At 69.7% G+C, this 25,709-nt stretch carries 26 protein-coding genes, 1 tRNA gene and 2 pseudogenes; 20 read left to right on the top strand and 9 right to left on the bottom strand.

Features of this window, described 5'->3' with window-relative positions; all coding sequences use genetic code 11:
* The first annotated feature begins 4 nt into the window (after positions 1–4).
* From SNOUR_RS09310 to SNOUR_RS09300, 3 genes are all read left to right on the top strand, one after another.
* Positions 5–1,324 carry an MFS transporter gene (locus SNOUR_RS09310; RefSeq protein WP_079142420.1) on the top strand — a complete coding sequence of 440 codons (1,320 nt, stop codon included), beginning with the start codon at positions 5–7 and terminating at the stop codon, positions 1,322–1,324.
* A 248-nt stretch (positions 1,325–1,572) separates the two neighbouring features.
* Positions 1,573–2,592, top strand: a complete 1,020-nt coding sequence (locus tag SNOUR_RS44580) for a hypothetical protein (protein WP_067345488.1) — start codon at positions 1,573–1,575, stop codon at positions 2,590–2,592.
* A 139-nt stretch (positions 2,593–2,731) separates the two neighbouring features.
* Positions 2,732–3,463, top strand: a complete 732-nt coding sequence (locus SNOUR_RS09300; protein WP_067345485.1) for a hypothetical protein — start codon at positions 2,732–2,734, stop codon at positions 3,461–3,463.
* 84 nt (positions 3,464–3,547) lie between these two features.
* On the opposite strand, the gene SNOUR_RS09295 is transcribed toward SNOUR_RS09300, so the two are convergent.
* Positions 3,548–4,303 carry a TetR/AcrR family transcriptional regulator gene (locus tag SNOUR_RS09295; RefSeq protein ID WP_067357980.1) on the bottom strand — a complete coding sequence of 252 codons (756 nt, stop codon included), beginning with the start codon at positions 4,301–4,303 and terminating at the stop codon, positions 3,548–3,550.
* 145 nt (positions 4,304–4,448) lie between these two features.
* Here SNOUR_RS09295 and SNOUR_RS09290 point away from each other — a divergent pair, with 145 nt between their 5' ends.
* The 3 genes and pseudogenes from SNOUR_RS09290 (at position 4,449) to SNOUR_RS09280 (ending at position 7,154) form a co-directional block, all read left to right on the top strand.
* Entirely contained in the window at positions 4,449–5,582 is a 1,134-nt protein-coding gene (locus SNOUR_RS09290) for an FAD-dependent oxidoreductase (protein ID WP_067345483.1), read from the top strand.
* Positions 5,583–5,823: 241 nt separating this feature from the next.
* Positions 5,824–6,369: pseudogene (locus SNOUR_RS09285) on the top strand (aldo/keto reductase); the annotation flags it as partial.
* Positions 6,370–6,800: 431 nt separating this feature from the next.
* Positions 6,801–7,154, top strand: a complete 354-nt coding sequence (locus tag SNOUR_RS09280) for a hypothetical protein (RefSeq protein WP_312632178.1) — start codon at positions 6,801–6,803, stop codon at positions 7,152–7,154.
* Between the two features lie 1,089 nt (positions 7,155–8,243).
* Here the strand turns inward: SNOUR_RS09280 and SNOUR_RS09275 are convergent.
* A complete protein-coding gene (locus tag SNOUR_RS09275) occupies positions 8,244–9,056 on the bottom strand; it encodes an MgtC/SapB family protein (protein ID WP_079142409.1) in 813 nt (270 codons plus the stop codon).
* Between the two features lie 127 nt (positions 9,057–9,183).
* On the opposite strand from SNOUR_RS09275, the gene SNOUR_RS09270 reads away from it, so the two are divergent.
* Both SNOUR_RS09270 and SNOUR_RS09265 read left to right on the top strand, forming a co-directional pair.
* A complete protein-coding gene (locus tag SNOUR_RS09270) occupies positions 9,184–9,630 on the top strand; it encodes a hypothetical protein (RefSeq protein WP_067345478.1) in 447 nt (148 codons plus the stop codon).
* A 284-nt stretch (positions 9,631–9,914) separates the two neighbouring features.
* Positions 9,915–10,454: a GNAT family N-acetyltransferase gene (locus SNOUR_RS09265; RefSeq protein WP_067345476.1), complete on the top strand. Its 540-nt coding sequence runs from the start codon at positions 9,915–9,917 to the stop codon at positions 10,452–10,454.
* A gap of 281 nt (positions 10,455–10,735) precedes the next feature.
* On the opposite strand, the pseudogene SNOUR_RS09260 reads toward SNOUR_RS09265, so the two are convergent.
* Positions 10,736–11,119, bottom strand: a pseudogene (locus tag SNOUR_RS09260) (response regulator transcription factor); the annotation flags it as partial.
* A 365-nt stretch (positions 11,120–11,484) separates the two neighbouring features.
* On the opposite strand from SNOUR_RS09260, the gene SNOUR_RS09255 reads away from it, so the two are divergent.
* The gene (locus SNOUR_RS09255; protein WP_067345473.1) at positions 11,485–11,904 is read left to right on the top strand and encodes a hypothetical protein; all 420 of its coding nucleotides are present in this window, start codon (positions 11,485–11,487) and stop codon (positions 11,902–11,904) included.
* A gap of 219 nt (positions 11,905–12,123) precedes the next feature.
* Here SNOUR_RS09255 and SNOUR_RS09250 read toward each other — a convergent pair whose 3' ends face one another.
* Entirely contained in the window at positions 12,124–13,245 is a 1,122-nt protein-coding gene (locus SNOUR_RS09250; RefSeq protein ID WP_067345470.1) for a lipid II:glycine glycyltransferase FemX, read from the bottom strand.
* 307 nt (positions 13,246–13,552) lie between these two features.
* On the opposite strand from SNOUR_RS09250, the gene SNOUR_RS09245 reads away from it, so the two are divergent.
* From SNOUR_RS09245 to SNOUR_RS09235, 3 genes are all read left to right on the top strand, one after another.
* Complete coding sequence (locus SNOUR_RS09245) at positions 13,553–14,518, top strand: hypothetical protein (RefSeq protein WP_312632175.1); 966 nt, start codon at positions 13,553–13,555, stop codon at positions 14,516–14,518.
* 370 nt (positions 14,519–14,888) lie between these two features.
* Entirely contained in the window at positions 14,889–15,656 is a 768-nt protein-coding gene (locus SNOUR_RS09240; protein ID WP_067345468.1) for an SDR family NAD(P)-dependent oxidoreductase, read from the top strand.
* Positions 15,657–15,682: 26 nt separating this feature from the next.
* On the top strand, positions 15,683–16,054 hold the full coding sequence (locus SNOUR_RS09235) for a MerR family transcriptional regulator (RefSeq protein WP_067357974.1): 372 nt from the start codon (positions 15,683–15,685) through the stop codon (positions 16,052–16,054).
* Positions 16,055–16,164: 110 nt separating this feature from the next.
* On the opposite strand, the gene SNOUR_RS09230 is transcribed toward SNOUR_RS09235, so the two are convergent.
* Positions 16,165–16,800: a hypothetical protein gene (locus SNOUR_RS09230; RefSeq protein ID WP_159425832.1), complete on the bottom strand. Its 636-nt coding sequence runs from the start codon at positions 16,798–16,800 to the stop codon at positions 16,165–16,167.
* Positions 16,801–17,071: 271 nt separating this feature from the next.
* Here SNOUR_RS09230 and SNOUR_RS09225 point away from each other — a divergent pair, with 271 nt between their 5' ends.
* The gene (locus SNOUR_RS09225) at positions 17,072–17,539 is read left to right on the top strand and encodes a hypothetical protein (protein ID WP_067357971.1); all 468 of its coding nucleotides are present in this window, start codon (positions 17,072–17,074) and stop codon (positions 17,537–17,539) included.
* Between the two features lie 398 nt (positions 17,540–17,937).
* Here the strand turns inward: SNOUR_RS09225 and SNOUR_RS46110 are convergent, their stop codons facing one another.
* On the bottom strand, positions 17,938–18,420 hold the full coding sequence (locus SNOUR_RS46110) for a DnaB-like helicase N-terminal domain-containing protein (RefSeq protein WP_159425831.1): 483 nt from the start codon (positions 18,418–18,420) through the stop codon (positions 17,938–17,940).
* Positions 18,421–18,877: 457 nt separating this feature from the next.
* Here SNOUR_RS46110 and SNOUR_RS09215 point away from each other — a divergent pair, with 457 nt between their 5' ends.
* Together SNOUR_RS09215 and SNOUR_RS48205 are read left to right on the top strand one after the other, a co-directional pair.
* Positions 18,878–19,378 carry a hypothetical protein gene (locus SNOUR_RS09215; RefSeq protein WP_067357969.1) on the top strand — a complete coding sequence of 167 codons (501 nt, stop codon included), beginning with the start codon at positions 18,878–18,880 and terminating at the stop codon, positions 19,376–19,378.
* A gap of 93 nt (positions 19,379–19,471) precedes the next feature.
* Positions 19,472–19,600: a hypothetical protein gene (locus SNOUR_RS48205; RefSeq protein ID WP_312632170.1), complete on the top strand. Its 129-nt coding sequence runs from the start codon at positions 19,472–19,474 to the stop codon at positions 19,598–19,600.
* On the opposite strand, the gene SNOUR_RS09210 is transcribed toward SNOUR_RS48205, so the two are convergent.
* Entirely contained in the window at positions 19,597–20,277 is a 681-nt protein-coding gene (locus SNOUR_RS09210; protein ID WP_312635897.1) for a L,D-transpeptidase family protein, read from the bottom strand. The two genes, SNOUR_RS48205 and SNOUR_RS09210, sit on opposite strands and share 4 nt — an antisense overlap.
* 96 nt (positions 20,278–20,373) lie before the next feature.
* Here SNOUR_RS09210 and SNOUR_RS48200 point away from each other — a divergent pair, with 96 nt between their 5' ends.
* A complete protein-coding gene (locus SNOUR_RS48200) occupies positions 20,374–20,499 on the top strand; it encodes a hypothetical protein (protein ID WP_312632168.1) in 126 nt (41 codons plus the stop codon).
* Positions 20,500–20,776: 277 nt separating this feature from the next.
* Here SNOUR_RS48200 and SNOUR_RS09205 read toward each other — a convergent pair whose 3' ends face one another.
* A complete protein-coding gene (locus SNOUR_RS09205) occupies positions 20,777–21,763 on the bottom strand; it encodes a LysR family transcriptional regulator (RefSeq protein WP_067345458.1) in 987 nt (328 codons plus the stop codon).
* 627 nt (positions 21,764–22,390) lie between these two features.
* Here SNOUR_RS09205 and SNOUR_RS45275 point away from each other — a divergent pair.
* The 4 genes from SNOUR_RS45275 to SNOUR_RS09190 are packed head-to-tail and all read left to right on the top strand — an operon-like array spanning position 22,391 to position 25,113.
* The gene (locus SNOUR_RS45275) at positions 22,391–22,540 is read left to right on the top strand and encodes a keywimysin-related RiPP (RefSeq protein WP_107080297.1); all 150 of its coding nucleotides are present in this window, start codon (positions 22,391–22,393) and stop codon (positions 22,538–22,540) included.
* A gap of 39 nt (positions 22,541–22,579) precedes the next feature.
* Entirely contained in the window at positions 22,580–24,400 is a 1,821-nt protein-coding gene (locus tag SNOUR_RS09200; RefSeq protein ID WP_067345455.1) for an asparagine synthase-related protein, read from the top strand.
* A 30-nt stretch (positions 24,401–24,430) separates the two neighbouring features.
* On the top strand, positions 24,431–24,691 hold the full coding sequence (locus SNOUR_RS09195; RefSeq protein ID WP_067345454.1) for a lasso peptide biosynthesis PqqD family chaperone: 261 nt from the start codon (positions 24,431–24,433) through the stop codon (positions 24,689–24,691).
* Positions 24,688–25,113, top strand: coding sequence for a lasso peptide biosynthesis B2 protein (locus SNOUR_RS09190; protein ID WP_067345450.1), 426 nt, complete (start codon positions 24,688–24,690; stop codon positions 25,111–25,113). The genes SNOUR_RS09195 and SNOUR_RS09190 overlap by 4 nt, the downstream gene beginning before the upstream one ends.
* Positions 25,114–25,613: 500 nt before the next feature.
* Here SNOUR_RS09190 and SNOUR_RS09185 read toward each other — a convergent pair.
* Positions 25,614–25,687 (bottom strand) — tRNA-Met (locus SNOUR_RS09185).
* Positions 25,688–25,709: the final 22 nt, after the last annotated feature.

Below are 25,709 nucleotides of genomic sequence, written 5' to 3'. Positions count from 1 at the left end.
AAACATGGCAAATCCCTACAGCGAAATCTTCTCCGCTCCCGGCGCGAAGGCGTTCAGCGCCGCCGGCCTCCTCGCCCGACTTCCCTTGCCCATGACCCACATGGGCATCCTGACGATGCTCTCCGAGACGACCGGCCAGTACGCCCTGGCCGGTCTGGTGGCGGGCACCTTCACGTTCTCCATGGCCTTCCTCGGGCCACAGGTCTCCCGGATCGTGGACCGCCGCGGGCAGGGCCGCGTACTGCCGGTCGCCACCGGCATCAGCGTGATCGCGCTGGGCGCCCTACTGCTCTGTGCCACCACCGGCGCCCCCACCTGGACCCTCTTCGTCTTCGCCCTGCTGTCGGGCCTGATGCCCAGCATGGGCGCGATGGTGCGCGCGCGGTGGACGGAGATCTACCGCGGCCGCCCGCAGTTGAACACGGCCTACTCCATGGAGTCGGTGGTCGACGAACTGACCTACGTCATCAGCCCGGCGCTGGCGGTGACGCTGTCCACGGCGCTGTTCCCCCAGGCCGCGCCGCTCGCCGCGGCCGTCCTGCTGGCCGTCGGCGTCGCACTGTTCGTGCCGCAGAAGCGCACCGAACCGCCGGTCAAGCCGCGCACGGAGACCTCCAGCGGCGCACCGGTGGTCTTCTCCGCCCCCGTACTCATGCTCGCTCTCACCCTCCTCTTCGGGGGCGCCATCGCAGGCATGGTCGACACCATGGGCCTGGCCTTCGCCGAACAGCAGGGCAACAAGGCGCTCTCCGGCCTCGTCTTCGCGGTCTACGCACTCGGCTCCGGAATCTCCGGCCTCGCCTTCGGTGCCCTGAAGCTCCGTATCCCGCTCCCGCGGCTGCTGGTCGTAGGCGTGACCGGAACCGCCCTGACCACCCTGCCCTTCCTCCTGGTCGACAACATCGCGGGAATGGCCGCCGTGGTCTTCGTCGCCGGAGTCTTCTTCGCCCCGACGATGGTGGTCATCATGGGCATCGTCGAGCGAACCACCCCCGAGCACCAGCTCACCGAGGCCATGACGTGGATGATCGCCGGCCTGCAGAGCGGCGTGGCGCTCGGCGCGGCGGTGTCGGGAGTCGTCGTCGACGCCTACGGCACCCGCTGGGGCTTCGCCGTCGCCATCGGCGCCGGCGCCGTCGCCCTCCTCCTCGCCCTCACCAGCGCCCCCATGCTGCACCGCCACCTCGTGCAACGGGAGGGTCTCCCCACCGATTCCATCAACCCCACCAACGAAGGCGACGAACACGACGAACGCGACGAACGCGATGAACGCGATAAGTGCGCCACGGAGTCCGATCGCTCCCAGGTTTCGTCGGGCAACTGACAACGCCGGCGGCGCGTACGGTGCCAAGCGGACCACCGCCGGGCTTCGCGCGGACGGCCGGGTCGTGAGCCGCAAGCGCATGGAACGGTGGCTCATACGTCAACACGCCACTCAGGGGCGGAGGTTGAGGGCCTCTGAGGCCATCCCGGCCCTGCGCCGGTGACGACCGCGACGTGGTGCGCGGTCACGACCCGTTACGCTGACGAACTCGCCGCCGCGGCGGCGCGGAACCACGGGAGGACTGCCGCATGAGCGTGCGTTTCGACGCCAACCGGGAGCGGGCCGTCGTCCGCTGCGACCAGTGCCCGGGCCAGCCGATCCTGCCCACCCACCGCGAGGAGACCGACCCGCGCCGGTGCGTGCGCTGCCAGGGCGAGCGCCGCTGGCTGCCACAGCCGCACCCCGAGGACCATCTGTGCCAGGTGTGCCGGCGCGAATGCCCCACCTGCCAGGCCCCTACCCGCGACGGGCAACGCTGCCGGACCTGCCGAGGGATGTGCCGGACCTGCTCCGCGCCGCTGCCGGACCGCGGTTCCCCGGCCGACCGGGTCGTCCACGTCGCCCCGGAGCGCCGCAAGGACCACCGTCACCGGTGGGCGCTCACCTTCTTCCCGCGGACGTGGGACTGGGACCAGTGCGACGCCTGCCAGGACGCGAGCACCGCGGGCGATCCGGTGCGCGCGGTCCTGGCGGCGCTGCCCGACAAGGTGCTCCGCGCCTGCGGCGGCGCCGTCCCGCCCACCGTCATGGACACCATCCACACCGAGCTGCAAACCCGCACCCCGCGGCAGTTGGCGGCCCGGGTGGAGCGGCGCTGGTGGGGGAGTTGGGCCGGACGCCCCCTCCAACGTGAGGCCGAGGCGAACCAGGAGGGATACCGGCCCGACGACGTCGCCGTGTGGCTGCTGGCCCGCACGGTGTGCGCGGGCCGGTGTGAGGACGGCTGGCACCTGGCCGACCAGCCAGGCCGCGACGACGCACCGTGCACCGTCTGCCGAGCCGGACGACTCCTCGCGCCACGACGCGAGCCGGACGACGCCGAAGAGCTGGAGCCGGGCTCGGCCGCGAACCGCACCACCGCCGAGGCCGTCGCCTACCGGCCGCCGATGCGCGAGTGCACCGGCCAGGACGGCGCCTGCGGCGTACCCGTCGCCGCCCCCCACACCCGATGCCCGGCCTGCGCCAACTGGCCCTGGTGCGCCTGCCGCCGACGCCGCTACGACCCCCACAACGCCACCGCCTGCAGCGCCTGTTCGACGCGGCGGTGAATCCCGAGCAGTGGGCTGTGGCGGCCAAACCCACGAGAAGTGGTCGCTGGCGGGATGCTGGAGGCGGGAGTGCGACGGAAACCCGCCTGTGTGGCCCGTCTCTGGAGACGATGACAGGCCAACCAGAGGGGGGCACCAGATGACCAGGCAGATCGACAGTTCCGGCGCATCCGTCACCGAACAACTCCGTCGTCACCGAGACGAGGCAGCCACCTTGGTGCCCACCCCCTGGCCGGACCTGACGCAGCTCGCTGAGCTCAACTTCCGGCACAAGGCCGGCATCATCGCGCAGCGGGGAACTCGTGAGGCGAAGGTCGGCCGCGACGTTGCGGTCCATGCCGCCAATGCCGGCCTCCCCGTCGTCCTCTTCACGGGATACCCGCCCTCGACGCAGCCCAGGACGCTCGTCGTCAAGGAGACCCCCGACCCGACCGACTCCCACGTGAACGCGGCAGCAAAGATCCACATCGAGGGCCGGACGCCCCGCCTGATCGTCATCGAACGATACGAACGCCTGACCCGGGAACCCCACCAGCCATACGGCGAGCCCATGCACGACCCCGTCGACGACGTCTCTGAAGAGGAGTCGTGGGGAGACCGGCTGATGTGGACCGTCCGCAACATCCGCGTCGACATCCCTGTGCTCCTCACCACGGTCGTCGACGAGGTACCGGACCTCGCCCGGCCACTGGGCCGGTGGCTCCACATCGACCACCCGGCCAACGTCATGACCGACGTGTGCAAGCCGACGATCGTGCTGGCACGCTCCAGCCCGGAATCGGTGGAAGCACGCCTTGAGGTCGACCCGCACGAATACCGCTCCGGCGAACGCTCGACACTCGCGTGGAAGCCACTGCCTCGCCCATCCTGACCAGTCGGCGGCCACGTCACCCGTCAAGTGCTGCTTCCATGACCGGGAGTTGCACCGGTACGGACCCGCCTCGGGCTGCGGCGTTCATCCGGTGGTGTCGGATGCAGGTGTCGGCTGGGGCCGGGGCTGGGTGAGGTTGTCCATCATCAGTCCGAGGGTGAACTCGAACCGGTCATGTCCGGTGCCGGAGGTCAGCTCAGCGGCATGGCGTCGGGTCTGCGGAAACGTGTCGGCCGGCAGCGCGGTGAACCGGTGGATCAGCTCCTCGCGGCCAAGGACCCACTCCTGGTCCGGGTGTTTGCGCCGCTGCTGGACCAGCGACTGCTCCCAGGCGTAGGCGCTGACGTAGAGAGACAGCGCATCGAGCGCCCAGGCGGCGCTCCGCGGTTCGATTCCGCCGGCGAGCAGGATCGCCAAAAGTCCTTCCTTGACCCGCAACGTCGAGAGGTTGGTCGGGACCACGCCCAGCGCGGCACGGGAGACTCCGGGGTACTTCAGGTACTGGTCGCGGATCTGCGCGTACACGTCGAGGACTTGCTTGCGCCACGTGGCCGGGTCCGGTTCGGGCAGCACGACCTCGGAGCAGAGCCGGCCGACGAGCAGATCGTCGATGTCCTCCTTGCCGACGATGTGCGCGTACAGCGACGACGGCCCGGTGTCGAGGACCGCGGCGACTCGACGGATGGTCAGTGCGTCGTAACCCTCGGTGGCCACGACCTGTAGGGCGGCGTCGGTGATCCGGTCGATCGTGATGGGCTTTTTGCGCGGGGACACCGCCGCGGGCTCCCCAGCGGGCTGGGCGTGACGAGCTGCTCGGCGTTGCCGGGGATCGGAGGGCATGCCGATCACTATAGCTTGACACGAACTATGTTCGCCTTGTAGAGCTTAGTTCGTCCATGCAGAACTAAGTTCGTCTCTGCGTGGTCGGCGTACCCCGTGCTCAGGTCCTGAGCAGGGTTCGGACAGTCTGTTCAGGAGGTGCGTGATGCGAGTTTCCGTGGTCGGAGCCGGTCTGGGGGGTCTGTGCCTGGCGCAGGGTCTGCGCGGTGCCGGGATCGAGGTCGACGTGTACGAGCGGGACCCGGCGATCACCGCACGATTCCAGGGGTACCGGCTCGTACTGGATCCGGTCGGATTCGAGGCGCTGCGCAGCTGCCTGCCACAGCGTCGGCATGCGCTGCTGGACGCGGTCGTCAGTGACGCCTGCGTCGAGCGCCTGGCCCTGGACACCCAGCTGAACAAGATCGGCGAACTCGGCCCTGCCAGGAGCGGGATCGTGGTCGACCGGCAAGTACTCCGGCACCTGCTGCTGACCGGACTCCCTGTGCACACCGGGGCCGCGCTGACCGGTTACGACGTGTTGGACGACGGCAGGGTCGAAGCCCGGTTCGCGCAACGCGAGCCGGCAACCGCTGATCTGCTCGTCGGGGCGGACGGGGTCGGCTCCGCGGTTCGCCAGGTGCTGACGCCGCAGACCACCCCGAGGGACACCGGCGTTCGGTTCGTCATCGGCCGCACGCCGCTCACGGAGCAGTTCGCCGGCCTCTCCCGGGCCTACGGCGGGAAGATCGTCGGGGGCGGAGTGAGTCTGTTGCTCGGGGCGATGCGGTTCCCCGTTCCGCCAAAGGAAGCGGCGGAGAGACTGGCGCCCGAAGTGACGCTCCCTGACATCCACGACTACGTGCGTTGGGCCATGATCCTCCCGCCGAACGGCTCTCTCGGCACCCTGACGGCACGGGAGGCCGCGCTGTCCAGGATGAAAGGTTGGCACCCGGACCTGCGGGCGCTCATCGAACAGGCCGACCCGGACAACAGCACCCTGCTGTCCATCGGGGTCGTCGAGCCAGGTGAGCGCTGGGCACCCGGTCCGGTCACGCTGCTCGGTGACGCCATCCACGCCACCTCTCCGACCGGCGGCAACGGTGCGAACACCGCCCTGCGCGATGCCGACCTGCTGGGCCGCCGCCTGGCTGAGGCCGCCGAGGGCCGTCAAGACCTTCTCTCCGCGGTCGACAGCTACGAGCGGCAGATGTTCGCGTACGGGGCCGAGGCGGTGCGCCACAGCCTCGCCGCGCTACCCACCTTCATCCCGAACCCGGACCGACCTGAGTCGGCATAGCTTCAGAACCTCCCGGCCAGGCCCCGGCCCTGGCACAGGGGATCGTCCGCCACCTCGGCAAGACAGCAGCAGAAGACCTGAAACATCGCCCTGCCCTGTGCTCTCTCGTCAAGTCCAACGGATGGGCGATGATGGTGAGTTCCGGACAGGGACGTGATGTTCCGCCGGGCTCGTTGACCTGTCGCAGCACACCGAGACGGCCCCATACTCCAGGACCTGACGAACCGACGGGCGAAGGAGCATGGTGAGCGCAGCGGCGAGTGCGGGGACCTGGAAGCTCGGGGACGACCTGGAGGTGACTCGCATCGGCTACGGCGCGATGCGGCTGACGGGCAACGGCATGAGGGGGAACTCCGCCGGCACGCCGATCGACCGCGATGCCGCCGTCGACCTGCTGCACAGTGCGTTCGAGCAGGGGGTCAACCACATCGACACGGCCGCCTTCTACTTCTCACCACTGCGGTCCGCGAACGAGATCATCAACCGCGCCCTCTCGTCCTGGCGCGGCGACGTGGTCGTGGTGACCAAGGTCGGCCCGACCCGCGATCCCTCCGGCGAGTGGCTCTACACAGTCCGCCCCGACCAACTGCGCGGCCAGGTCGAGGAGAACCTGCGCCAGCTCGGCCGGGACCACCTGGACGTGGTGGACCTGCGCGTCGGCGGCCCCCGCACATCCTCGATCGCCGAGCACTTCGGCGCCCTCGCAGAGCTGCGCGATGCCGGCCTGGTCCGGCACCTCGGGCTCTCCGCCGTCCTGCCCGAGCACATGGCCGAGGCCCAAACGATCGACCTCGTGATGAGGCAAGCAGCTCTCGCGCGTTCAGCCGGGTCTCCCCGGGCAGGAGCGATCGATCTCTGTGCGATCAGTTGTTGTCTGTACGGCTGCTGCATCAGCTCGGTGTGGGGGTGCGTCGGAGACGTCGGGCGGACGTAGAGCTGCTGTTGGTTGCCGCTGCCGCTGCCGATCCGGACGGCGGTCGGTTGTCTTGGGGCCGGGCCGGGCCGGTCACGGGCGGCTCGGCGCACCGCGTTAGCCGTCCGTTAGCGCAACGCCAACCCGACCGTTGAAGCTGATTGTCGTCCAAGAGCGAGACGAGAGAGCACAGCAACGAGAGGACAGCGATGACACATCGTGGAGACGGACGCGCCGCAAACGGGATGTTCGGGCGCCGGGGGGCGAGATTCGCCGCGGTGGGTGCTGTGGGGGTGGCTGCGGCAGTGCTGGCGGTGACGCCGGCGTTCGCCAAGGGAAGTGCCACTCTCGGCGTGTCGCCGGGCACCGTGAAGCTCGGCCAGAGCGTCCACGTCAAAGGACAGGGTGACAGTGACGCGCTGCAGTACGCGAAGTTCTGCGCGCAGGAGCGTGTCGGGACGCATGGTGCATGGCACACCGTCAAGTGCGGCCGGATCGTGACCATGGGCGCCAGCGAGGCGAAGGTCGATGTGAGGGTCAAGGCCGGCCATCGGGGCGTGCTCCAGTTCCGTGGGGTGCTCTACGGCGTCGACGGCCCGCGCGGCGGCCACCCGCGCGTGGACATCACCACGCAGACCAAGACCGTCCACGTGCGCTGACCCGGTGTCCGGGCCGACCGGGCCACCGCCAGGTCGAAAGTGCGAACACGAACAGTGAAGGCCCGGTGGGAAAACCACCGGGCCTTCACATGTGAGGAGCGGGGGCAGGATTGGTGGGGCTCGCCCGGCGAGTCCATGGCTGCCGCCGCAGGGCCTCGATCAGCTCTCGGCTACGCCACCGACTGTCCCTCAGGGGTGGTTGCTGGGGCGGAGTTGGGCGGATCAGGTCCTGTCCTGACGAGTCGCTCTCGATGGTGACGCCGGTCGCGTCACCACTCCAGCCGGTTCTTCCTTTGAGTCTTGCGGGAAGACGGCGCACGAGGCCCCGTCGCCTGAGTCGCAGGGAGCCGTACATGCACGGTGAAAAGGCGCATGTTGGAGGTACGGGCGTGACGTCGGACCACAACGCGGAACTGACGGCTCTCGCTCGGGACAGACCTGCACCCGACCCACGTGCAAGGACTGACCGGTCCCACGAACTCGGCGACCAACTGGACTGGCACTGGCGGGAACGGCTGCGTCCCCGGCTGGTGGGGCTGACCGACGAGGAGTACTTCTGGGAGCCGGTTCCCGACTGCTGGACCGTGCGCCCGCGCCGCAGTGAAAGCGAGATGGGCGGCGGACGGTTCACCGTCGACTACGCCTTCCCCGCCCCTGCCCCCGCACCGGTCACGACCATCGCCTGGTGGCTGGCGCGCCCCACCGTCCACGTCATGGCCAAGCGCACTGAAATGTATTTCGGCGGGCCGTCGATCGACTACGGCGACTACGTCTACGCCGGCACTGCCGCGGCCGCACTGGATCAAATCGACCGGGCCTACGACAACTGGTCGTCCGGCATGCGTGCGGCAACGCCGGCCGAGCTCGACCGCCTGCTCGGACCGAGCGCGGGCCCGTCTGACTGTGGGCCGTGGTCGGCCCGCCGATGTCGGTGGTGCCGTCGTCGAGTGGGAAACGCACGGGGCGGACCTGCGGACCGCCGTCGGGGCCGGAGACGGTTTCCCGGCCATGTGCCCTTCGCGTGGGCAGGCTTCGGGGAGGTCGAACACCGAAGACCGCCTGGCCTACCTGCTTGTTCCTGCTGCCTGGCTACTGCCGGCGCGTTCCTCCGCGGCTCCACCGGGTGAACGGGTTCCGGGGCCGGTGGTGGGGTGCCTCGTCGGCGGGGTAGTTGACGTCGTCCTCGTCCGGGTGGTTGATGACCGTCCAGCTGACCGCGGAGACTGCGGGCTCCAACGACAGTCGGCTGACGGCCGCTTCGAGGAGGGAGTCGTCACGATGCTCGGTGGTGAGTTCCGCGGCGACGGTGACCTTCCCTTCTTCCGCGTCGCGGCTGTACACCGAGCGCAGCCGGAAGCCGGGCCGGGCTACGGCTTGGACGATCAGGGCCCTGATGTGTGCCTCCTCGGGCTCGGTGCACACCGCCTCGAAGTAGTAGTCGGTGGCGACCTCGGCGCCGCCGTGCGGCTCCCGGTCCAGGCGCCGGCCCAGTGGTCGCAGCAGCAGGTTGGCGCCCACCACGGCAGCCGTGCCGAGTCCCGCCAGGACGTACAGCCCGGTACCGGCCAGGGCGCCCACCGCGGCCGAACACCACAGGGTGGCCGCGGTGTTGAGCCCGCGCACGCTGAGCCCGTCCCGGATGATGACGCCGGCGCCAAGGAAGCCGATGCCGGAGACGATTTGGGCCGCGACCCGCGAGCCGTCGTACCCGATGGTGCTGGTGGCCTGTGCGAAGCCGTAGTTGGACAGCAGCACGAAGAGCGCGGACCCGGCGGCCACCAGCGCGTTCGTCCGCAGCCCGGCCATCCGGGCCCGCCACTGCCGCTCCAGGCCGATGGCAGCGCCGAAGCCGAGCCCGGCGGCGATGTTGCCCACCATCTGCCACTCGTTGACGATGGCCATGATCCGTTCCCCTCGTCGGTGATTCCTTTCCCGCGTCAGCTCCTGTATCGGCGATTCACAGCCAGGTATTGAACCGGCGGATGTGCCTCGGCCCCGGCCGCCCGCACATCACACAGCAAGGAGCCCCGTGCCCGACGAACTCACCGGCGCCGCCGCGCCGGTCATCCGGCTACGACCGGACTTCCGTCCCACGGCATTCCTCTCCCGAACCGACAAGTCCCTGCTCATCGCGGGGGACTGCGAGGGTGGACCGGCCGTCACGAAACTGCTGACAGCCCCGGAACCCCTGTGGGCCGAGAAGTTCAGCACGGAGATCGACGCCTACCAGACCTTCGCCGCGACACCCCCGCCAGCGCCGGTTCCCGCCCTCATCGCCGCCGACAACCGGCACCACGTGCTGGTCATCGAACACGTCCGCGGCCGTTCCCCGGTCCCGGGCCGCGACCGGTTCCCACCACAGGCACTGGACCCCGCACACGTCACCGCCATGCTGACGGCCATGACCGACCACGAACGGGTGGCGGCAATCGACCGTGACTGGCAGGACGTACGCGAGCTGTTGCAGACCGGGTGACACCGGACTGACCTCGGGGCGCTCGATCTCCTCGCCCTGACGGTCCTGCTGGGTGTGTGCGCGACCGTGTACGTCCTGGTGAAGGGCCCCGGCTTCTGCGTGATCAGCGGAGCGGCGGCAGGACTGTTCGCAGCCTGGCGGGCACGGCAGTGATCCGTCCGACGGACCGTCACGACGCACGGCCGCCCGGGCCAGGCCCGTGCCCCTCACCGCACTTCGGTGTCCTCTGACGGGAGTTGGAGGTTTTCCGTTCGGTTGGTGCGACCGCCTGTTAGCGTGCGCGGATGGAAGATCTGGGCCCCGTGACGTGGCCGCCCGAGCCGATCAGGACCGAGAGGCTCACGCTGCGTGAGCCCGAGAGCCGGGACCGCGCGGCGTTTGTCGAGCTGCTCGCCTCGCCAGAGGTGCACACCCACCTCGGCGGTCCCCGGCCGCGTGATGAGCTTGAGCGCGAGATGCCCGGGGCGCCCGCGCGGTGGCCCGGGAGCTTCGTTGTCGATCTCGACGGGTCGATGATCGGCCAGATCCTGCTCAGGAGAGCAACGGGGCACCGTCGCCCGGCTGCCGTGGGGAAGGTCGATCTCGGCTACCTGTTCCTGCCGCGGGCGTGGGGATTCGGGTACGCCGCCGAGGCGTGCGCGGCGGCACTCGGCTGGCTCGCCGGCGTGCTTCCCGGCGAGCCGGTGGTGCTCACCACCCAGACCGCCAACGTCGGCTCGATGCGTCTCGCGGCGAAGCTGGGGTTCACCGAGGTGGAGCGGTTCGATGCCTGGGGCGCCGAGCAGTGGCTCGGCAGGTGGGTCCCGGTCACGCCGTCCGGTTGAGTCTGCCAAGGAACCGAAGGGGGAGTATGCGCCCGTCCACCGAGTGACCAGACAGGGGACGGCCTTTCCAGCCGCCGGGTGACGGGCTGGTCCCGGGCCTGCGTCCACCTGACGGGCGAGGTCGGCCACGACTGCCGGACCTGCACCGCCGGCGCCGGAATCCGCACAACTACCCGGCGCCTCCTCGTCCATGACCGGCCCGAGGGGCCAGAGCGCCAGGAAGCGATGGCGGGGATGACGTGGTGGCCACCGAAGCCGAAGGAGAGGGGTGGCCCTGACCGTCAGCCCTGGTCGCCGGTGCAGATTCCGTTCTCCCAGGCCCAGGCAGCGATCTCGACGCGGTTGCGGGTCGCGAGCTTGCGTTGGATGTCGCCGAGATGGGTTTTGACCGTGGACAGGGTGACGTAGAGCTCGGTGGACAGTTCCTCGTTGGTGCGGCCGCGCGCGACGAGGCGTACGACGTCGAGTTCACGCTGGGTCAGGGGCTCGATCAGGCCGTTGGGCCCGGCTCTTCCCGTACGGCCCGGGGGAGTCTGACGGGTAGCCGGCCGCTGGCGGCGATGTGGGGCCATGTGCGCGAGGAGGCGGACGGTCACCGAAGGAGAGATGAGCGCGCCTCCTGTGGACGCGGCTCTCACCGCTTCGGTGAGCAGGCCGGGAGCTCCTCGCCTCCCTCTGGCCAGGGCGCCAGGCCGCGAGAATCCCCATGCTCAAGGCCATCACCACAGACACCGAATGACAGCCGAGCGCCCTACCAAGTCCGGATCCCCACCTCACGTGGGCCGCCTCCGCCACCACGCCAGAGGCGACCTTCGCCAGTCCACCATCACCCGGTCCGCCATCGTCCGGCCCACCATCACCCAGTCCACCATCGCCCCAACCGGGTTCCGTGCCCAGTCGCCCCCGACCGTTGCTGCTGGTACTGGCCGGCAGTGGCTTGATCCCGTGAAGGCCCGTTGACCGTGAGTTGATCTTCGGTAGGTTGGCCGGTGGCAGGTTTGCCCCTTCGTTTCCCATTCAAGGAGTTCTCGTGTCGTATGGCGCCATACGCCTCGGTCTGGCCGCTCTGACGGTCATCGGCCTCTCGGCATCCGCCAACCCCACCGCCTCGGCCGCCGACGCCGCCTCGGCCGCCGACGCCGCCACGGCGTCGAACGCCTGCCACAAGGGCGAGTTCTGCCTCTTCAGCGGCGCGCACCAGACCGGGCAGATCCTCTACCGGCTCAACGTGAAGGTCACCAGAACCGGCTTCACCTTTCCCGAGGTCGACAAGCTCGACCCGGTGATCAGGCCACTGTCGGCGCGCAACCCGATCCCCGACACCTTCGGATGCATCGTGCGCCTCAACGACAAGGCGCACTTCGCCGGTTCCGAGCAGGAGATCGACGGCTTCGGCGACAAAGAACTGAGCGGCGCGCCCGTCGGATCGATGACGCCTGACTGCGGCTGACCCAACCCGCGCCGTCTGACGGGGTGGTGACGGTGGGCCCATCGCCGACCAGCCGCGCCGAGCGCTGGACACACCCTCCGACGAGGGCTACGAGAAGTGCGCCAGACAGCACGCATCTTGCCCCGGGCGCCGTTGCGGGCAGTGCAACCGGCCTGCCCGTGGCCGGTGTTCCACGCTCGCCGCGTCGGTAGCGACGATCGGTACGAGGCTGCCGCGGGATCAGCGGCGGGACATATAGAAGTCGAGGGCTCTGTGCAGGACCTTGTTGAGCGGGAAGTCCCACTCACCGAGGTATTCGACGGCCTCGCCGCCGGAGCCGACCTTGAACCGCAGGAGCCCCAGCAGGTGGTTGCTCTCCTCCAGGGTGTCGGTGATGCCGCGGAAGTCGTAGACGCCCGCGCCGAGCGCGTGGGCGTCGGACATCATCCGCCACTGGATCGCGTTGTTCGGCTGGACCTCGCGCTTGCGGCTGGTGGAGGCGCCGTAGGAGTACCAGACGTGCTCGCCGACGGTCAGCATCGTGGCCGCCGCGAGCACCTCGCCCTCGTGCCGGGCGAGGTAGAGGTGCATGCGGTCGACGTCCTCAGCCCTCAGCGCGGTCCACATGCGCTGGAAGTAGGACAGCGGGCGGGGAACGAAGCGGTCCCGCTCGGCGGTCTCCACATAGATCTCGTAGAAGGCAGCCAGGTCCTCGTAGCCGCCTTGGACGACCTTGACGCCGGCCTTCTCCGCCTTCTTGATGTTGCGGCGCCACTGCTGGTTGAGGCCCCGCTGAACCTCCTCCAGGGGCCGCCCGGCGAACGGCACTTGGCAAACGTAACGTGGCTGACCTGCGGCGAAGCCGTCCTCGCCGCCAGGCTCGGCCTGCTGCCAGCCCAGTCGCCGCAGCTGGTCAGCGATGTCGAGGGCCCGCGGCTCGTGCGCGGTGGCCTCCACGTCGCGCAGCCGACGAGCCTGCGGATCGGCGATGGCGGCCTTGACGGCCTCGGCACTCCAGCGACGGGCCACCACAGGCGGCCCCATCTTCACCGAGAACGCACCTCGCCCCTTCACGTACGCGAGCATCGGCTCAAGCCACCGTTCCAGATCGGGCGCAGCCCAGTCGATGACCGGACCCTCCGGCACGTAGGCGAGGTACCGCTTCAGCTTCGGCAACGGCCGCATCAGCACCAGCCCCACGCCGACGAGGCGGTCGCTCTCGTCGAACCAGCCCAGGCTCTCCGCTCGCCAGTCCGGCTTCACATCTCCCCACGAGGGAACCTGCATGTGACTCACCGCGGCCCGGGCCCGGACGAAGGCCAGATGGTCCTCGCGGCTGATCGCCGTCAGGCGAAAGCTCATGCGTACTCCTCTGCTCGACGCACCAGCCTACCGAGGCATACGGCACTTTCAGGTCTTTCGTGCACATGCTGTCGTCGTGCACGAAGCAGACGCGGACCGCACAGCAAGAACGCACATCATCCCCATCGCGGGTGTCGCGAACCCGATGCTTCATCAACATGCAGAGCGTCGTCCAAAACGTGCAGAGCGTCGTTCAACACGGTGGCGGCTCTGTCGCGCCGGCTGCTTCCCGGCAGCACGGGGCGTCCGTCGGGAACCGCGGCCGGGCCGGGTCGCGTCCCCTTCCGGGACCGTGGCAGGGACGCCCATGAGCATCGACGCACCCCGCCCGTCCGGCCGGTCACCGTGCGGCGGGCCGCGGCCCGCGAGCGACCCGCCGCGGCCGTACACGCCGCTGTGGCGACGGCTGCGTGAGGACGAATGGCCGCCGCTGGGCGAGGTGTTGCGGGGGCAGCGGGAGCAGATGTCCCCCGGGGTGTTGCTGGTGCTGCTCCTCCCGTGCCTGTGGTGGCTGACCGTGCCACTGATGGTCGGCTACCAACTGGCCCGTACGGCCCGCCGCATGGCGCGTCGGGTCTTCCCCGTACGCCCGGAAGGGCACGTCGAGGATCCCGAGGTGCTCCGGGTGCAGCGGGTGCGGGCCTGGGCGGCCCTCGTCATGTCGGGGGTGCTGTTGGCCGTGTTCGGTGGCTGGAAGGACGTGGGGGAGGCATGGCAGGGGTTCCTGCAACGGCTGTTGTTCGCGCCCTGGTTTGCGCTGTCGAGTGCGGCGGTGGTGGTGGCGCTGCTCTTCTGGGTGGCCAGGCCCGGGACTCGGCGGGCCATGCGGACGCAGCTGTGGCCGGCGGGCCGGTCGGCCCTGTGGTACTTCGGCGCCTGGACGCTGGTGCCGCTGCTGTTCACAGCGGCGGGCGAGGTGATGGGGCTGCTGTCCAGCAACGCCCACCGGCCCGGGCTGCTGCTCTGGGCGTCCGTGATGTTCGTGTGCTGGGCGCCGTTCTGGTGGGTGATCTTCTTCCTCTGCTTCGCCTCCGGTCCGGCGCTGCGCCACGCCTTCCACCTGTCCGCCCTGCACGCGGCGCTGCCCGCGCTGGTCACCACCGTCCTGGTCTGGGTGTTCGCCTTCCTCGGCCTGTCGGCGGGCGGCCTGCCGCCGGGCCCGGTGCCGCTCGCGGTCTGCGCGTTCCTCGGTGGCCCGGTGTCGGTGACGGCGGTGTCCTGGTGGGAGATCCACCGGCAGCGGCGGCGGCACGGGGTGCGGTGGCGGGGCTAGGGCGCTTCTGATGGATCTCCGTGGAAGAAGGAGCGGCGCCTGGTGCGTGCGATCGCAAGGCGCCGGGATGTCTTCATAGCGGAGCTATGGGGGCATTTCGGCAACGCCGCGAGCGTGCGTGGCAGGCGCCGCGACGCCGCGGAGATCCATCAGAAGCGCCCTAGGGCGTATCCGTGTCCGATGGGTTCAGCGTCAGGGCGACGCCGAGCCGCGTCGGGCCGCTCTTGTCGGTCAGCAGTGCCCGGTCGCGGCCTGGATGTCGGTCTTCGACGTCGACCACTACGGAGTCACCGAGGCAACCGGTGAACCGTTGACCGCCGGTCGCACGAGGACAGCTGCTTGACCTTGCCACTGGCGGCAGGGTTGAACGATGACCGGCATGAACAGCACCGCACCACAGAGCAGCAGGGTCATCGCCATCACCGGGGCCGGCACCGGGATCGGCCGGGCCACCGCCCGCGCCTTCGCCACCGAGGGCGCCCACGTGATCGCGATCGGACGGCGCATCGCACCGCTCAAGGAGACCGCCGCCGGGCACCACCGGATCACGCCCCTGGCCGCCGATATCACCGCCGAGAGCGGGCCCGAGCGCATCGTCCGAGCCGTACTGGAGACACATGGCCGACTGGACGTGCTGGTCAACAACGCCGGCATCGTGCGCAGCGGCGCCCTCGGCACGCTGACGCCGGAGAACATCGCGCCTCAGCTCGCCACCAACCTCATCGCCCCCATCCTGCTGGCCCAAGCGGCGCTACCGCTCCTGGAGACGGCGCGCGGGGTGATCGTCAACGTCAGTACGTCGGTGGGGCAGCGGGCCTGGCCCGGCAGTTCGGTCTACGCCGCGACCAAGACCGCCTTGGAACTGCTGACCCGCAGCTGGGCGGTCGAGCTGGCACCCCGCGGGATCCGGGTCGTGGCCGTCGCCCCGGGCGCGATCGACACCCCCATCGGCGAACATCAGGGCCTGGGGCCGGAGCGCATGGCCGCAGTGCGGGAATGGCAGCTGGCACACACTCCGCTGGGTCGGATCGGCCGCCCCGAGGAGGTGGCCGGGGCGATCACCCGGCTTGCCGCACCGGCGGCATCGTTCATCACCGGAGTCGTACTCCCGGTCGACGGTGGAGCGGTCGTGGCGTGATAGGAGTGGCGCGGGAGGTGGGGCGGGTGCAGATCGGCGAGCTGGCCAAGGTGACCGGGACGACCGCGCGTGCGCTACGGCACTACGAGCAGGCGGGGTTGATCTCATCCGAGCGGGCCTCGAATGGCTACCGCGTGTACGAGGAGGGGGCGGCGGTGCGGGTGCGCAACATCCGCTATCTGCTGGCCGCCGGACTCACCCTGGACGATGTGCGCGTGTTCCTGCCGTGCCTGGACGGCGATGTGGCTGCCGCACCGCCGTCGGACAAGGGCCTGCGGGTCGCATGGGAACGGCTGGCGGTCCTCAACGAGCGGATCGCCGCCCAGACCGAGACCCGCGACCGGCTGGAAGCGGCACTTCGGCAGAAGACCGGCGCCCTGATCCGCCCGGCGGTCTGACCGGCTGTCACAGCGCGGAGGCCAAGGAACTCCGACGCGCGAGGCGACGATCCCGAAGGGAGAGCACCGTGGCCTCACGTGGGCCTTGTCGACGGAGCGGAGGGCGCTTCCTAGGCGTCCGGGTTCTTGCCTGTGGCGGCGGTGGTGATGCGTTTGACCTGGAGCTTGGCGAAGGACGGCAGGTCGTGGTCCTTGGGCAGCTGCTTGCCGAACATCACGGCCACGACGGAGCCGACGCGCAGCGCCGCCGCCGAGTACTCCTGGTCCGTGTAGGCGTCGGTCTCGTCCGCGTCCGTGTCGATGGTCAGCGGCTTGGGCTTGGTCTTCTCGTCCTTGTGGTTCTCGGTGACCGCCGCCTTCATGCCCACTTTGGCGTTCTCTACGGAGTCGTAGGCGAGGAGGGTGAACATGACGTTGGTGTCACCGCCCGAGCCCAACGAGAAGTGCCGGGTGGTCGCCTGGGCGGTGAGTCCGGCACAGCTCCACTGGGCCTGCGTCTCGCACTGCTTCCGGGCCGCGCTCCCGTCGAGAACGTGGGGCTCCTGGCCCTTCCAACCCTTCGGCGCGGCAAGCTGACTGGGGATGGCCTGTGCCAGCTGGGACGGGTTGAACGGGGCGTCGGCCACGCCGTCCCCTCCGCCCTTCCCGCCCGAACAGCCCGTCAGTGCGAGTACCAGCGTGAGTCCCATGGCCACGCCGAGCTTCCTGCGATGCATCTCCAGCCCCCGCTCTTGATCGTCAGTCATTCGTACCTCATATCGAGGTGTTGACGCCACGCGCTTCGGCCAGAGCTCCCGCGGCGGGGGTTGATCGATATCGGAAGCGTTTCACGTGTCGGCATCCGTCATGGAGAGCGAGGAGCACTCGATTCCTCAGGCGGCCGGTGGTCCCGGACCGGACCGCCTCCGGAGCCACCTCACAACGCCTGACCCTTACGAATCGATCGTGAACCGGAGCCAGTTGGGGTGGCATCGGCGAGGCCACTGAACCCAGCCCTGGCGTGGGACGATGACCGGCATGCCAAGTCAGATCTGGGTGTCACTCATATCCTTGGGCGGCGTCGTCCTCGGCGGCATGCTGTCCTACCTCGTCCAGCACAGGACGCAGCTGTCGGCGGAACGGGCTGAGCAGCAACGGCAGCAGATCGGCTTGTCGGAGACCCGGCGCGCGGAACGGCTGGCACTGTTGGAGAGGTTCATCGAGGTGGCGGCCGAGGCGGAACGCTCCGCGTTCAGCCGGCCTCCCGAGTTCGACGACACTCACGCCTGGTACCTCAAGACCCAGGACGTCATGAACCGACTGTGGGTCGCGGAGCGGCTCATCCGCATCCAGTTCCCCCTGTCGGTGCATGACGCGGCACGGGCGTACTTCCTCGACCTCAACCGGACCGTGTGGGAAGGCTTGCCCGATGGTGAGAGCGTGCGGGACTACCTGGAGGGCAACCGGCTGACGTTTCTCGACGCAGCCCGCGCGGCCATGGGATAGCCGACGGCCGGCCCCGAAGCCCTCGCTTCTCCGAGCACCCGCAGCACGGGAGCGGTCCTGAAGCCGCCCCCCTTGAACGGCGGTATGCACGGCGACACGCTCTTCACGACACCGACCTGCGCCACTGGCTGCTGACACCCCTGGAGATCGCCGGCGTCCCCCCCCGCACGGAACGCTACTGGCACCTCCTCGCCGTCATCAACGCTTGTCCCGTCCCGTCCCGTCCCGTCCCGCCCAGCCTGGCTCCCGTGTTCACGTGGTTCACCCAAGCCCCGCGCGCCCGCACCAAGCAGCCACCCCGCGTGGAGTAGCCCCACGCCCGGCGGCCGGCCCGTCCAAGCCACGGGCAGGGGAGTGTTCGCTCCCGGCCCACGGGACAGGGAGCGAACGGACCTCGCCTACGTCGCCGGCAGGTACGAGGAGGTCGAGGCGGTGCTCGTCGTCGAGAGTGCCGCGCTGGTGAACTCGGCGATCACCTTGTCCCACAGCAGCTCCTTGGACGGCGGTGAAGTGCGGCAGGCTGTGGGCGTGCGCATGGGGACCACGTCCGCTGGCCGATGGAACGCGGGCAATGCCGCCAACGAGACTGTGCCCGTCCCGGCTTGGGCGAGCGCGGTGAGGTATGTGCTCCCGCCGACTTCGGCGAGGCGTCCCCGGCAGTGCAGGTGCACGCCCACAGTGATCGAGTCGACCGGCTGCCCGGAGGCGTACACCGCCAGCACCGAGACGTAGACAACGGCGAGCGGGCCGGACAGGTCCTCCGGCAGCAGGGTGGCAGCCGTCTCCGGGATCGAATCGGGGGCGACGAGCATCCGGCCGACCCGGGCGCGCTGCGTGGCTTCCCTGTCCGGCGGAGTGGGCATGGCGGTGAGTGTGGTCATGGTCCTGCTCCTCCGGAGCTTGATGCGGTCGGCGAAGGCCACCCCCGCCATGAACAACGAGCAAAGGGGTGCCACGGAAACCATCGGAACCCGCCCGTAGGCACGGCAACCTGTCCGCAGGCACGGCAACCTGTCCGCGGCGCGTGACCGAGCGCATCGACCGGCGGGCGTTCCCGGACTCGGAGGTGGCCTCGGACCGGCGGCCAGTCTCGGTCGAGGAGAATTGCGTTCGGCGCCGCCGCGCGTCCGATGACGCCCGTGCCGCTTCGCATTCCGCATCAGCCCCGAATCCGGCCGACAGCGCGCCCGGGGAGCGGGCCTGAAGGCGCGGCCGGACGCTCCATCCAAGTCGCCGTCCGGTGGCAGACGGCATCCGGCGGCGACGTCGACCGGTCCGCCTACGCTGCGGATGTCAGCCGGCACTCCAACCCTGCTCACCAGCAAGGAGAAGATGTACATGCCTCTCGGCGACCAGCACGCGTGGGAACTGCTGCGAGCACTCGATGATCCGGACCACATGGAATTCCCCCGCGGCTATGACCACACGGCTGCCCGGGCCCGGTTCGACCACCTCGCAACCCGTCTGGACCAGCGGTTCCAGTGCACCTGCACCGTCGACCGTGGGGTTCAGGACGCCAGCCACCACGGGACGATCGTCATCCCAGATGCCGCTACGGCCAGCGGGGAACACATCATCGTGACCATCAGCAACTTCGGAAACCTCGCCACCCTGGCCCTGGGCAGTCCCGGAAGCCACGACGAGGAAGAGGCAGAGGAACGTGAGCCCTGCCGGAACACGGACCGTCATCGCGTCGCTGAAGAGCTCGAAGCACTCGGCTACATCCCCATCTCGGAGCATCTGCTCGGGACGCGATACGACGGCGTCAGCGACCTCGTCTCCTACTACCCGCCCGAGCATCCCCCGACGTGGCGGACACGTTTCTTCGACTACCTGTGACCCCCGTCCGCGGTGTGCTCGGGCAGGGCATTCGGACGGTTTCCCCACCCGATTCCCCACCCGACCCCACTGTGCGGCCGCTCCCAGGCCGACGTGCTCGACGTCCTCGACTTGGGGAAGGGCCTCGCCCTGGCCGACGCCCTCAACCGGGCCGGCGAACGCATCGCCGCGCCGCACGCTCGACGCCGCCACCGCGATGCCCCTGCGGAGCCCTCGTTCTAGTAACGAGTGATCGCGGTGGGTCCGGAGGTGGTCCCGATCGCGATGTGTGGCCGCTGCCAGGGCTCGGCCCAGGCCAGGATCCGGCGCACGGCGTCCGCGGGCGCGGAGACACAACCGGCCGTCGCAGCACGCCCGTTGACGTGCAGAAAGATGCCCGCGCCCCGGCCGCGTACCGGCTTCTCGTAGTTGAAGCCGATGACGAGCGCGTGCGCGTACTGGGTGCCGTAGTCGGCGAGGTGCTCGGACTCGGTAGCGCGGCAGTCGGCGGGCAGCGGCTCGGCCCAGCGATTGTAGGCGCGCGAGTGATCGTCCTGGCACCACCAGGAGTTCCGGTTCACCCGGCGGTACGGCGTCGCGGTCCCGCTCGGCGCGGCCTTGATCCCGAAGCCGTAGGGAAGGTCGTACAGACCGGCGGGGGTGGTGTTGGTGCCCTGTCGGCGCTTGCGGCCCTCGACAAGGCCCTTCGCCCCGAAGCGGGCGGGCGTGCTGCCGGCCACGACCCACTTGCCGCCCCGCCGGTCCCACCAGGTCAGCGTCCCCGTCGTGGCGCCGGTGCGGGGTGCGACGGCGGTGATCAGCTGACTGCCCCCGCCGGTGTCGGCCAGCCGGTCCGGCAGAGGCGGACCGCTGCCGTCCGGGGACACGGCGAACAGGACGGCAAAGAGCGCGACACCGATACGTACGACGGCCACGGAAACCCCCGAAGAGAGAGGGACGGTTGCTCAGAAGCTACCCGGCGGCAGCGGAAGAGGCAGCCCGGGCAGGCCGTCGACGTGTCGATCGTGCGGGCTGTCGGCTATTCGACGGCCTGGTCGTTGCTGCTGGGCTGCCGCAACGCGTCGGGCACGCCCTGGTCGTGGCCCACCGACCGGCGCCGGTGGGAGCGATACGCGGACTGAGGGCCGCGACGCCGAGCGTGCGGTCGCCGGGACCACGGCGACGGCGACGGCGACCGGAGCGTTGCTCGGTTTCTACGGATCGCCGTTGTGGGCGAGCGCCTGGGCGATCACGCAACGGGCTTCGGTCTTCGAGGTATGCGTGGTTGGAGACGTGGAGACGTGGAGACGTGGAGGCGTGGCGATGTGGCGACGTTCGTGCTTTGCCGTCGGGGGCGGCGGGGCTGGTAGGCGTGCCGGTGAGGGTGGGGAAGGAGCTCGCCGCGATGGGGTGATCGAGTCATCTTGGGCGGGGTCGGGATCTCTGAGCATTCTCGATGTCGCTATCGCCGCGCTGTGGTGTGGTGGCCCAGGACGGGCGCCAGACCGCGTCGGGGAGCCTTGGCAGGGTGCCAAGGTGGGCGATGATGCGGCGGAGTTCCGGATGCGGATTCGTTCTGGGGAGGATGAGCGAGAGCGGGTATGCGAGGGTCGGATTCACGATGGGGATGCGGCGCAGGTCGTGGTTGGCCGGCCACATGTATCGGTCGCGTGTCCCGATCAGGGTGGCCACGTCCGCGGAGTCTGCGAGGGTGTCCAGGAGTACTTCGTCTCCGAAGTGCGGGCCTGTCGCGTCGATACGCAGGTCGAAGTGCGTGGCGAGCTGATCGTAGAACTCTGCCCATTCGCTTCGGGGTGCGATACCCGGCACCCATATCCGGTGTTTGCGCAGCTGTGGCGGCGTCAGTCTTCGCGCGGAGGCGAGCGGATGTCTCGGGCCGACGAGAAGTTCCAGCGGGGAGTCGAAGGCATGGATCATTTGCAGGTCGGGTGGTAGCGCGGCCGGGGCGATGACGGTACGAAACGAGGCGTCGATATCGCCTGCTTCGACGGCGGCGACCACCACGCGTGGGTCGTTGGCTCTGAGGGTCACCACGTCGAGATCGGCTTCGGGACGCGACCGCCAATAGTCGTGCAGGACGACGGCTTGCGCGCTTCGCAGGCCCAGAACGTCGATCCGAAGGGCCCGGGAGCCCGGCCTGACCGCGTTGATGGCGCGCTCGACCCCCGCGACGATGCTCCGGGCATGGGAGAGAAACGCCTGACCGTCGAGTGTCAGCTCGACCCCTCGGGCGGTGCGTGTGAACAGGCGGACTTCCAGTTCGCGCTCCAGGGTGGCGATCCGCTTGGAGACTGCCTGCTGTGTCACGCCCAGCTCGTCGGCCGCATGCTGGAACTGGCCGAGCTCGGCTGCCCGGACGAACGATCGCAATGCCTCGGTGTCCACTGGTTCACCTTAGGCGTGCTCAACTCATCGTTGTGACTGGCCGAGGATCGGTTGTCCGAACAAGCTCCTTCTTCCAGCGCGTCGGCGGGATCTGGCCAGTCTCAAAGGCTCGACGTACGTGGTCCCTGGTCTCCGGTGACTTGCCCCTCTGCCCTCGCATGCGCGACGAGCGCCACGAGCGCCCTGAGTGCGACGAGCGCCACGAGTGTTTCGGGCTCTCCGATCTCCATGGGCAGGGTTTGGGGCACACCGTCACCCGACGCCTCAAGATAGCCGCAGCCGCAGTCGGTGGGCGTGTCTTCGTGGGATGTGACTGGCTGGTCCCGTGGGTGGGCGGTGGGGCGGGTCCTCGGGGTGTTGATAGTGCAACCCGTGTGAAGTCAGTGGTTGTTGGGGCAAAAGTGGGAGGGGGTATTCCGGGATATTCATAGCAGGACGGTTGATTATGGATCTTGAATCGTGGTGAGCCGCGTGGTTCTCTGTCGATCACACCCAGGGCGGCGACTGGGGCGCAAGCCCCGTCGGTCAGCGGCGAGTTGGGAGTCATCCCGGCGTCCGCGGAACCTTCCGTACCGGAACGCGTTCCGCCCTGGGCCGTCGCACCAGTCAACGGGGAGGTGAACTGTGATGCAGGGCAACGAACTCCAGGAGACCGACAAGCTCCAGACCTACGAGGCCCCCAAGATGATCGAGTGTGGCTCCTTCCAGGAGGACACCGGCTACTTCGGGCTGACCGGCTACGAGAACCTTTTCCACTTCTACGACAAGCTCCACTAGGGCCGACGCTGATGCGGCACACCCCGTAAGGACACTGAAATGGCCGATGCCGGTTGGCAGTACTTCGTCGCGCTGCCGGATGACGAGGGCGCGGCAGCCGCCATCGGCCGGTTCCCGACGGACGGTGTGCGTGTCCTGTTGAGGCACCGGTCCGGCCGGCCCTGTGTGGCCGGCCGGCTGGCCGAGGACCGGGTCCTGGTGGCCGAACGGGGCGACACCCGGCTCGCGGTGATCGGCCACTGCTCGGCGACCCGGGACGAACTCGCCACGGCGGCCGACCGGATCGACGAGGTGTCCGACCTGGACCGACTGGGCCTGGCCTGGGCCGGCAGCTACCATCTCGTCGCCTCCGTGCGCGGCCACCTCCGCGTGCAGGGCACCGCCTCCGGGCTGCGCCGGATCTTCCACGGTGAGTTCGGCACACTCACCATCGCCGCCGACCGCGCGGACGTCCTGGCGACCGTACTGGACGCCCCGCTCGATCCGGCCCTGCTCGCCCTGCGCACCCTGGACGCGCTGCCGCACCCGCTGGGCGACCTGCCGCCGTGGCGCAACGTCTCCGCGGTCCCTCCGGGCTGGTACCTGGCGCTGCCGCAGGACGGCCGGCGGCCACTGGTCGAACGCTGGTGGCAGGCCCCCGAACCGGTGCGTTCGCTGACCGCGGGCGGCCAGTTGTTGCGCCAGGCACTGGAGGACGCGGTGCGGCTGCGCGCCCGCGGCACCCGGCCGATCAGCGCGGACCTCTCCGGCGGCATGGACTCCACCAGCATCGCCCTGTTGGCCGTCCGGCACCGGCCCTTGCTCACCGCGCTCACCATGGAGAACGACGATCGGGCCGACGAGGACGCCCAGTGGGCCAGGCAGGCCGCCGCCGGCCTTCCGGACCTTAACCACATCGTCTACTCCAGCCGCGAACTGCCACGGTTCTTCGGCGGCCTCACGGCGGTGGAGGGCGTTCCCGACGAGCCGTCCACCGCGGTACTGAGCGCGCCCCGGCTGCGCGCCGTGCGACAGCGGGCCCTCGCGCACGGCTCGCGGCTGCACCTCGACGGACTCGGCGGGGACCAACTGCTGTGCGGTCACCCGGCCTATCACCACGACCTGTTGCGCCACCGGCCGCTGTTGGCCGCCCAGCGCCTCAGGGTGCTGACCCAACTACGCCGGAGCAACTGGGGCACTGAGGCCCGAGGTCTGCTGGACGGCCACTCCTACCGCCGCTGGTTCACGGACCGGGCTCACGGCCGCGCCCTCCGCACCCCGAGCCCGCTGTCCGCCTGGGGCCACTTCCCGGGCCTGCCCGCATGGCTCACCCCGGACGCCAGGGACCTGGTGACCCGCACCCTGCGCGACACGGCCGCGACCGTCGAGCCACTCGCGTCGACGCGAGGGCGGCACAACGACCTCCTGGCCATCCAGGACGCCGGACGGATGGTCCGCCAGTGCCACCAACTGACCGAGACGGGGGACTTCAGCCATACCTCCCCCTTCCTCGACGACCGCGTCATCCAGGCATGCCTGGCCGTTCGACCCGAACAGCGCGTCACGCCCTGGGAGTTCAAACCCCTCATCAAGGCGGCGATGGCAGACGTCATGCCGCCGGAGGTGCTGACCCGGCGGACCAAAGGCGACGGCACCACCATCGTCGCCGAGGGCTTCGAAGCGCACCGTCGGGAACTCGCGGAACTCTGGGACGATTCCCGCCTGGCCGCCCTGGGCCTGATCGACCCCGGACCGCTGCGCGAGCTGTTCGAGCTGCCCTACACCAACAGCCTCCACCAAGGTGCGATGCAGTCCGCGCTCAGCTGCGAACTATGGGCCCGGGCAACGGCCTTCCAGCCGGCAGCCGCCACCCGCCCCTGAGCCCGCCACAGGACCGAGCAGGAGACAACCATGACATGGAGACTGCACCCCGACGTCTCGACCGTGGACACCGACTACGGAACCGTTCTGCTGAACGGCAGCGACGGCCGCTACTGGCAGCTCAACGCGACCGCCTCCCTCGCCTTCCGCGCCCTGGTCGACGGCAGCACGGTGCAGGAGACCACCGAGCGGCTGATGGCCTCCTTCGACGTCGACGAGCCACGTGCCCGCGCGGACGTGGAGCAGCTGATGGCCAGTCTCCAGCAGGCGAAGGTGGTGCAGCAGGCGTGAGTTCGGTCGTACCGCACCGCACGGAGGTCCGGCTCTCCCCGGGCCGCCGCCTCCTGGTGCTGCTCGCTGTGGCCGTCGCCCGGCGCCTGGCCGCCAAGCCGCCGGCCCGGACCCGCGCCATACTGACCCGCCTGCGCAGGGGTGCCCGCGCGGCCACGTACGCGGAGGCCCGCGCCGCCCGGGACGCCGTGGTGGCCGCCAGCCTCCGCTGCGCCGGGGACGAGGGGTGCCTGCCTCGTTCGCTGGCGACCGTCCTGCTCTGCCGGGCACGCGGCACCTGGCCCACCTGGACGGTGGGAGTACGCGCCCGTCCACCGTTCGGCGCCCATGCGTGGGTGGAGGCCGAGGGGCGCATGGTCGAGGAGAAGGCGGACCCTTCCTACTTCCGCCCCCTGTTCTCGGTGCCGGCGGAAGGGGCCTGACGCGGGTCTCTCAACCGTCGGGGGACGGTGAGGGGCACCGGCGTGGGTCGTAGGATGTCACCGCACCCCTGACCAGGCAAGAAGCCATCGACCTGTTGGGGATGACGCCGAGTGCCCGCCACCTGACCCACGCGGACCTGGCCGCTCCCGGCCTCCTGCCCGACCGGGCCACCGTCTCCGTGCAGGCCACCTCCTACCGGCCCCGATGACCACCAGCGGCGGACCCGTCCGCTGACCGGCGACCCGTGGAACGCCTGGAGCGGTGTCATCGTTCCAGGCATCCCCGCACCGCCGGTGGCCGGCGACCGCGAGGGCCACCGCGACCTCGTCGGCAGGATCGATGACCTCGGACGGTCCTCGGATGACCCCGGATGGTCTTGGATGCCCCCGGACGGTCTCGGACGGTCTCGATCGGGAACGCGCGGAGTATGAGAACGCGTGGAGTATGAGAACGCGAACAGTGAAGGCCCGGTGGAAACCACCGGGCCTTCACATGCGAGTAGCGGGGACAGGATTTGAACCTGCGACCTCTGGGTTATGAGCCCAGCGAGCTACCGAGCTGCTCCACCCCGCGTCGGCATGAGGAACTCTACGGC

It is taken from the genome of Streptomyces noursei ATCC 11455, assembly GCF_001704275.1.
Taxonomy (GTDB): Bacteria; Actinomycetota; Actinomycetes; order Streptomycetales; family Streptomycetaceae; genus Streptomyces; species Streptomyces noursei.
The sequence above is the reverse complement of the archived record's forward strand: the minus strand, read 5'-3'. Positions and strand labels throughout refer to the sequence as shown.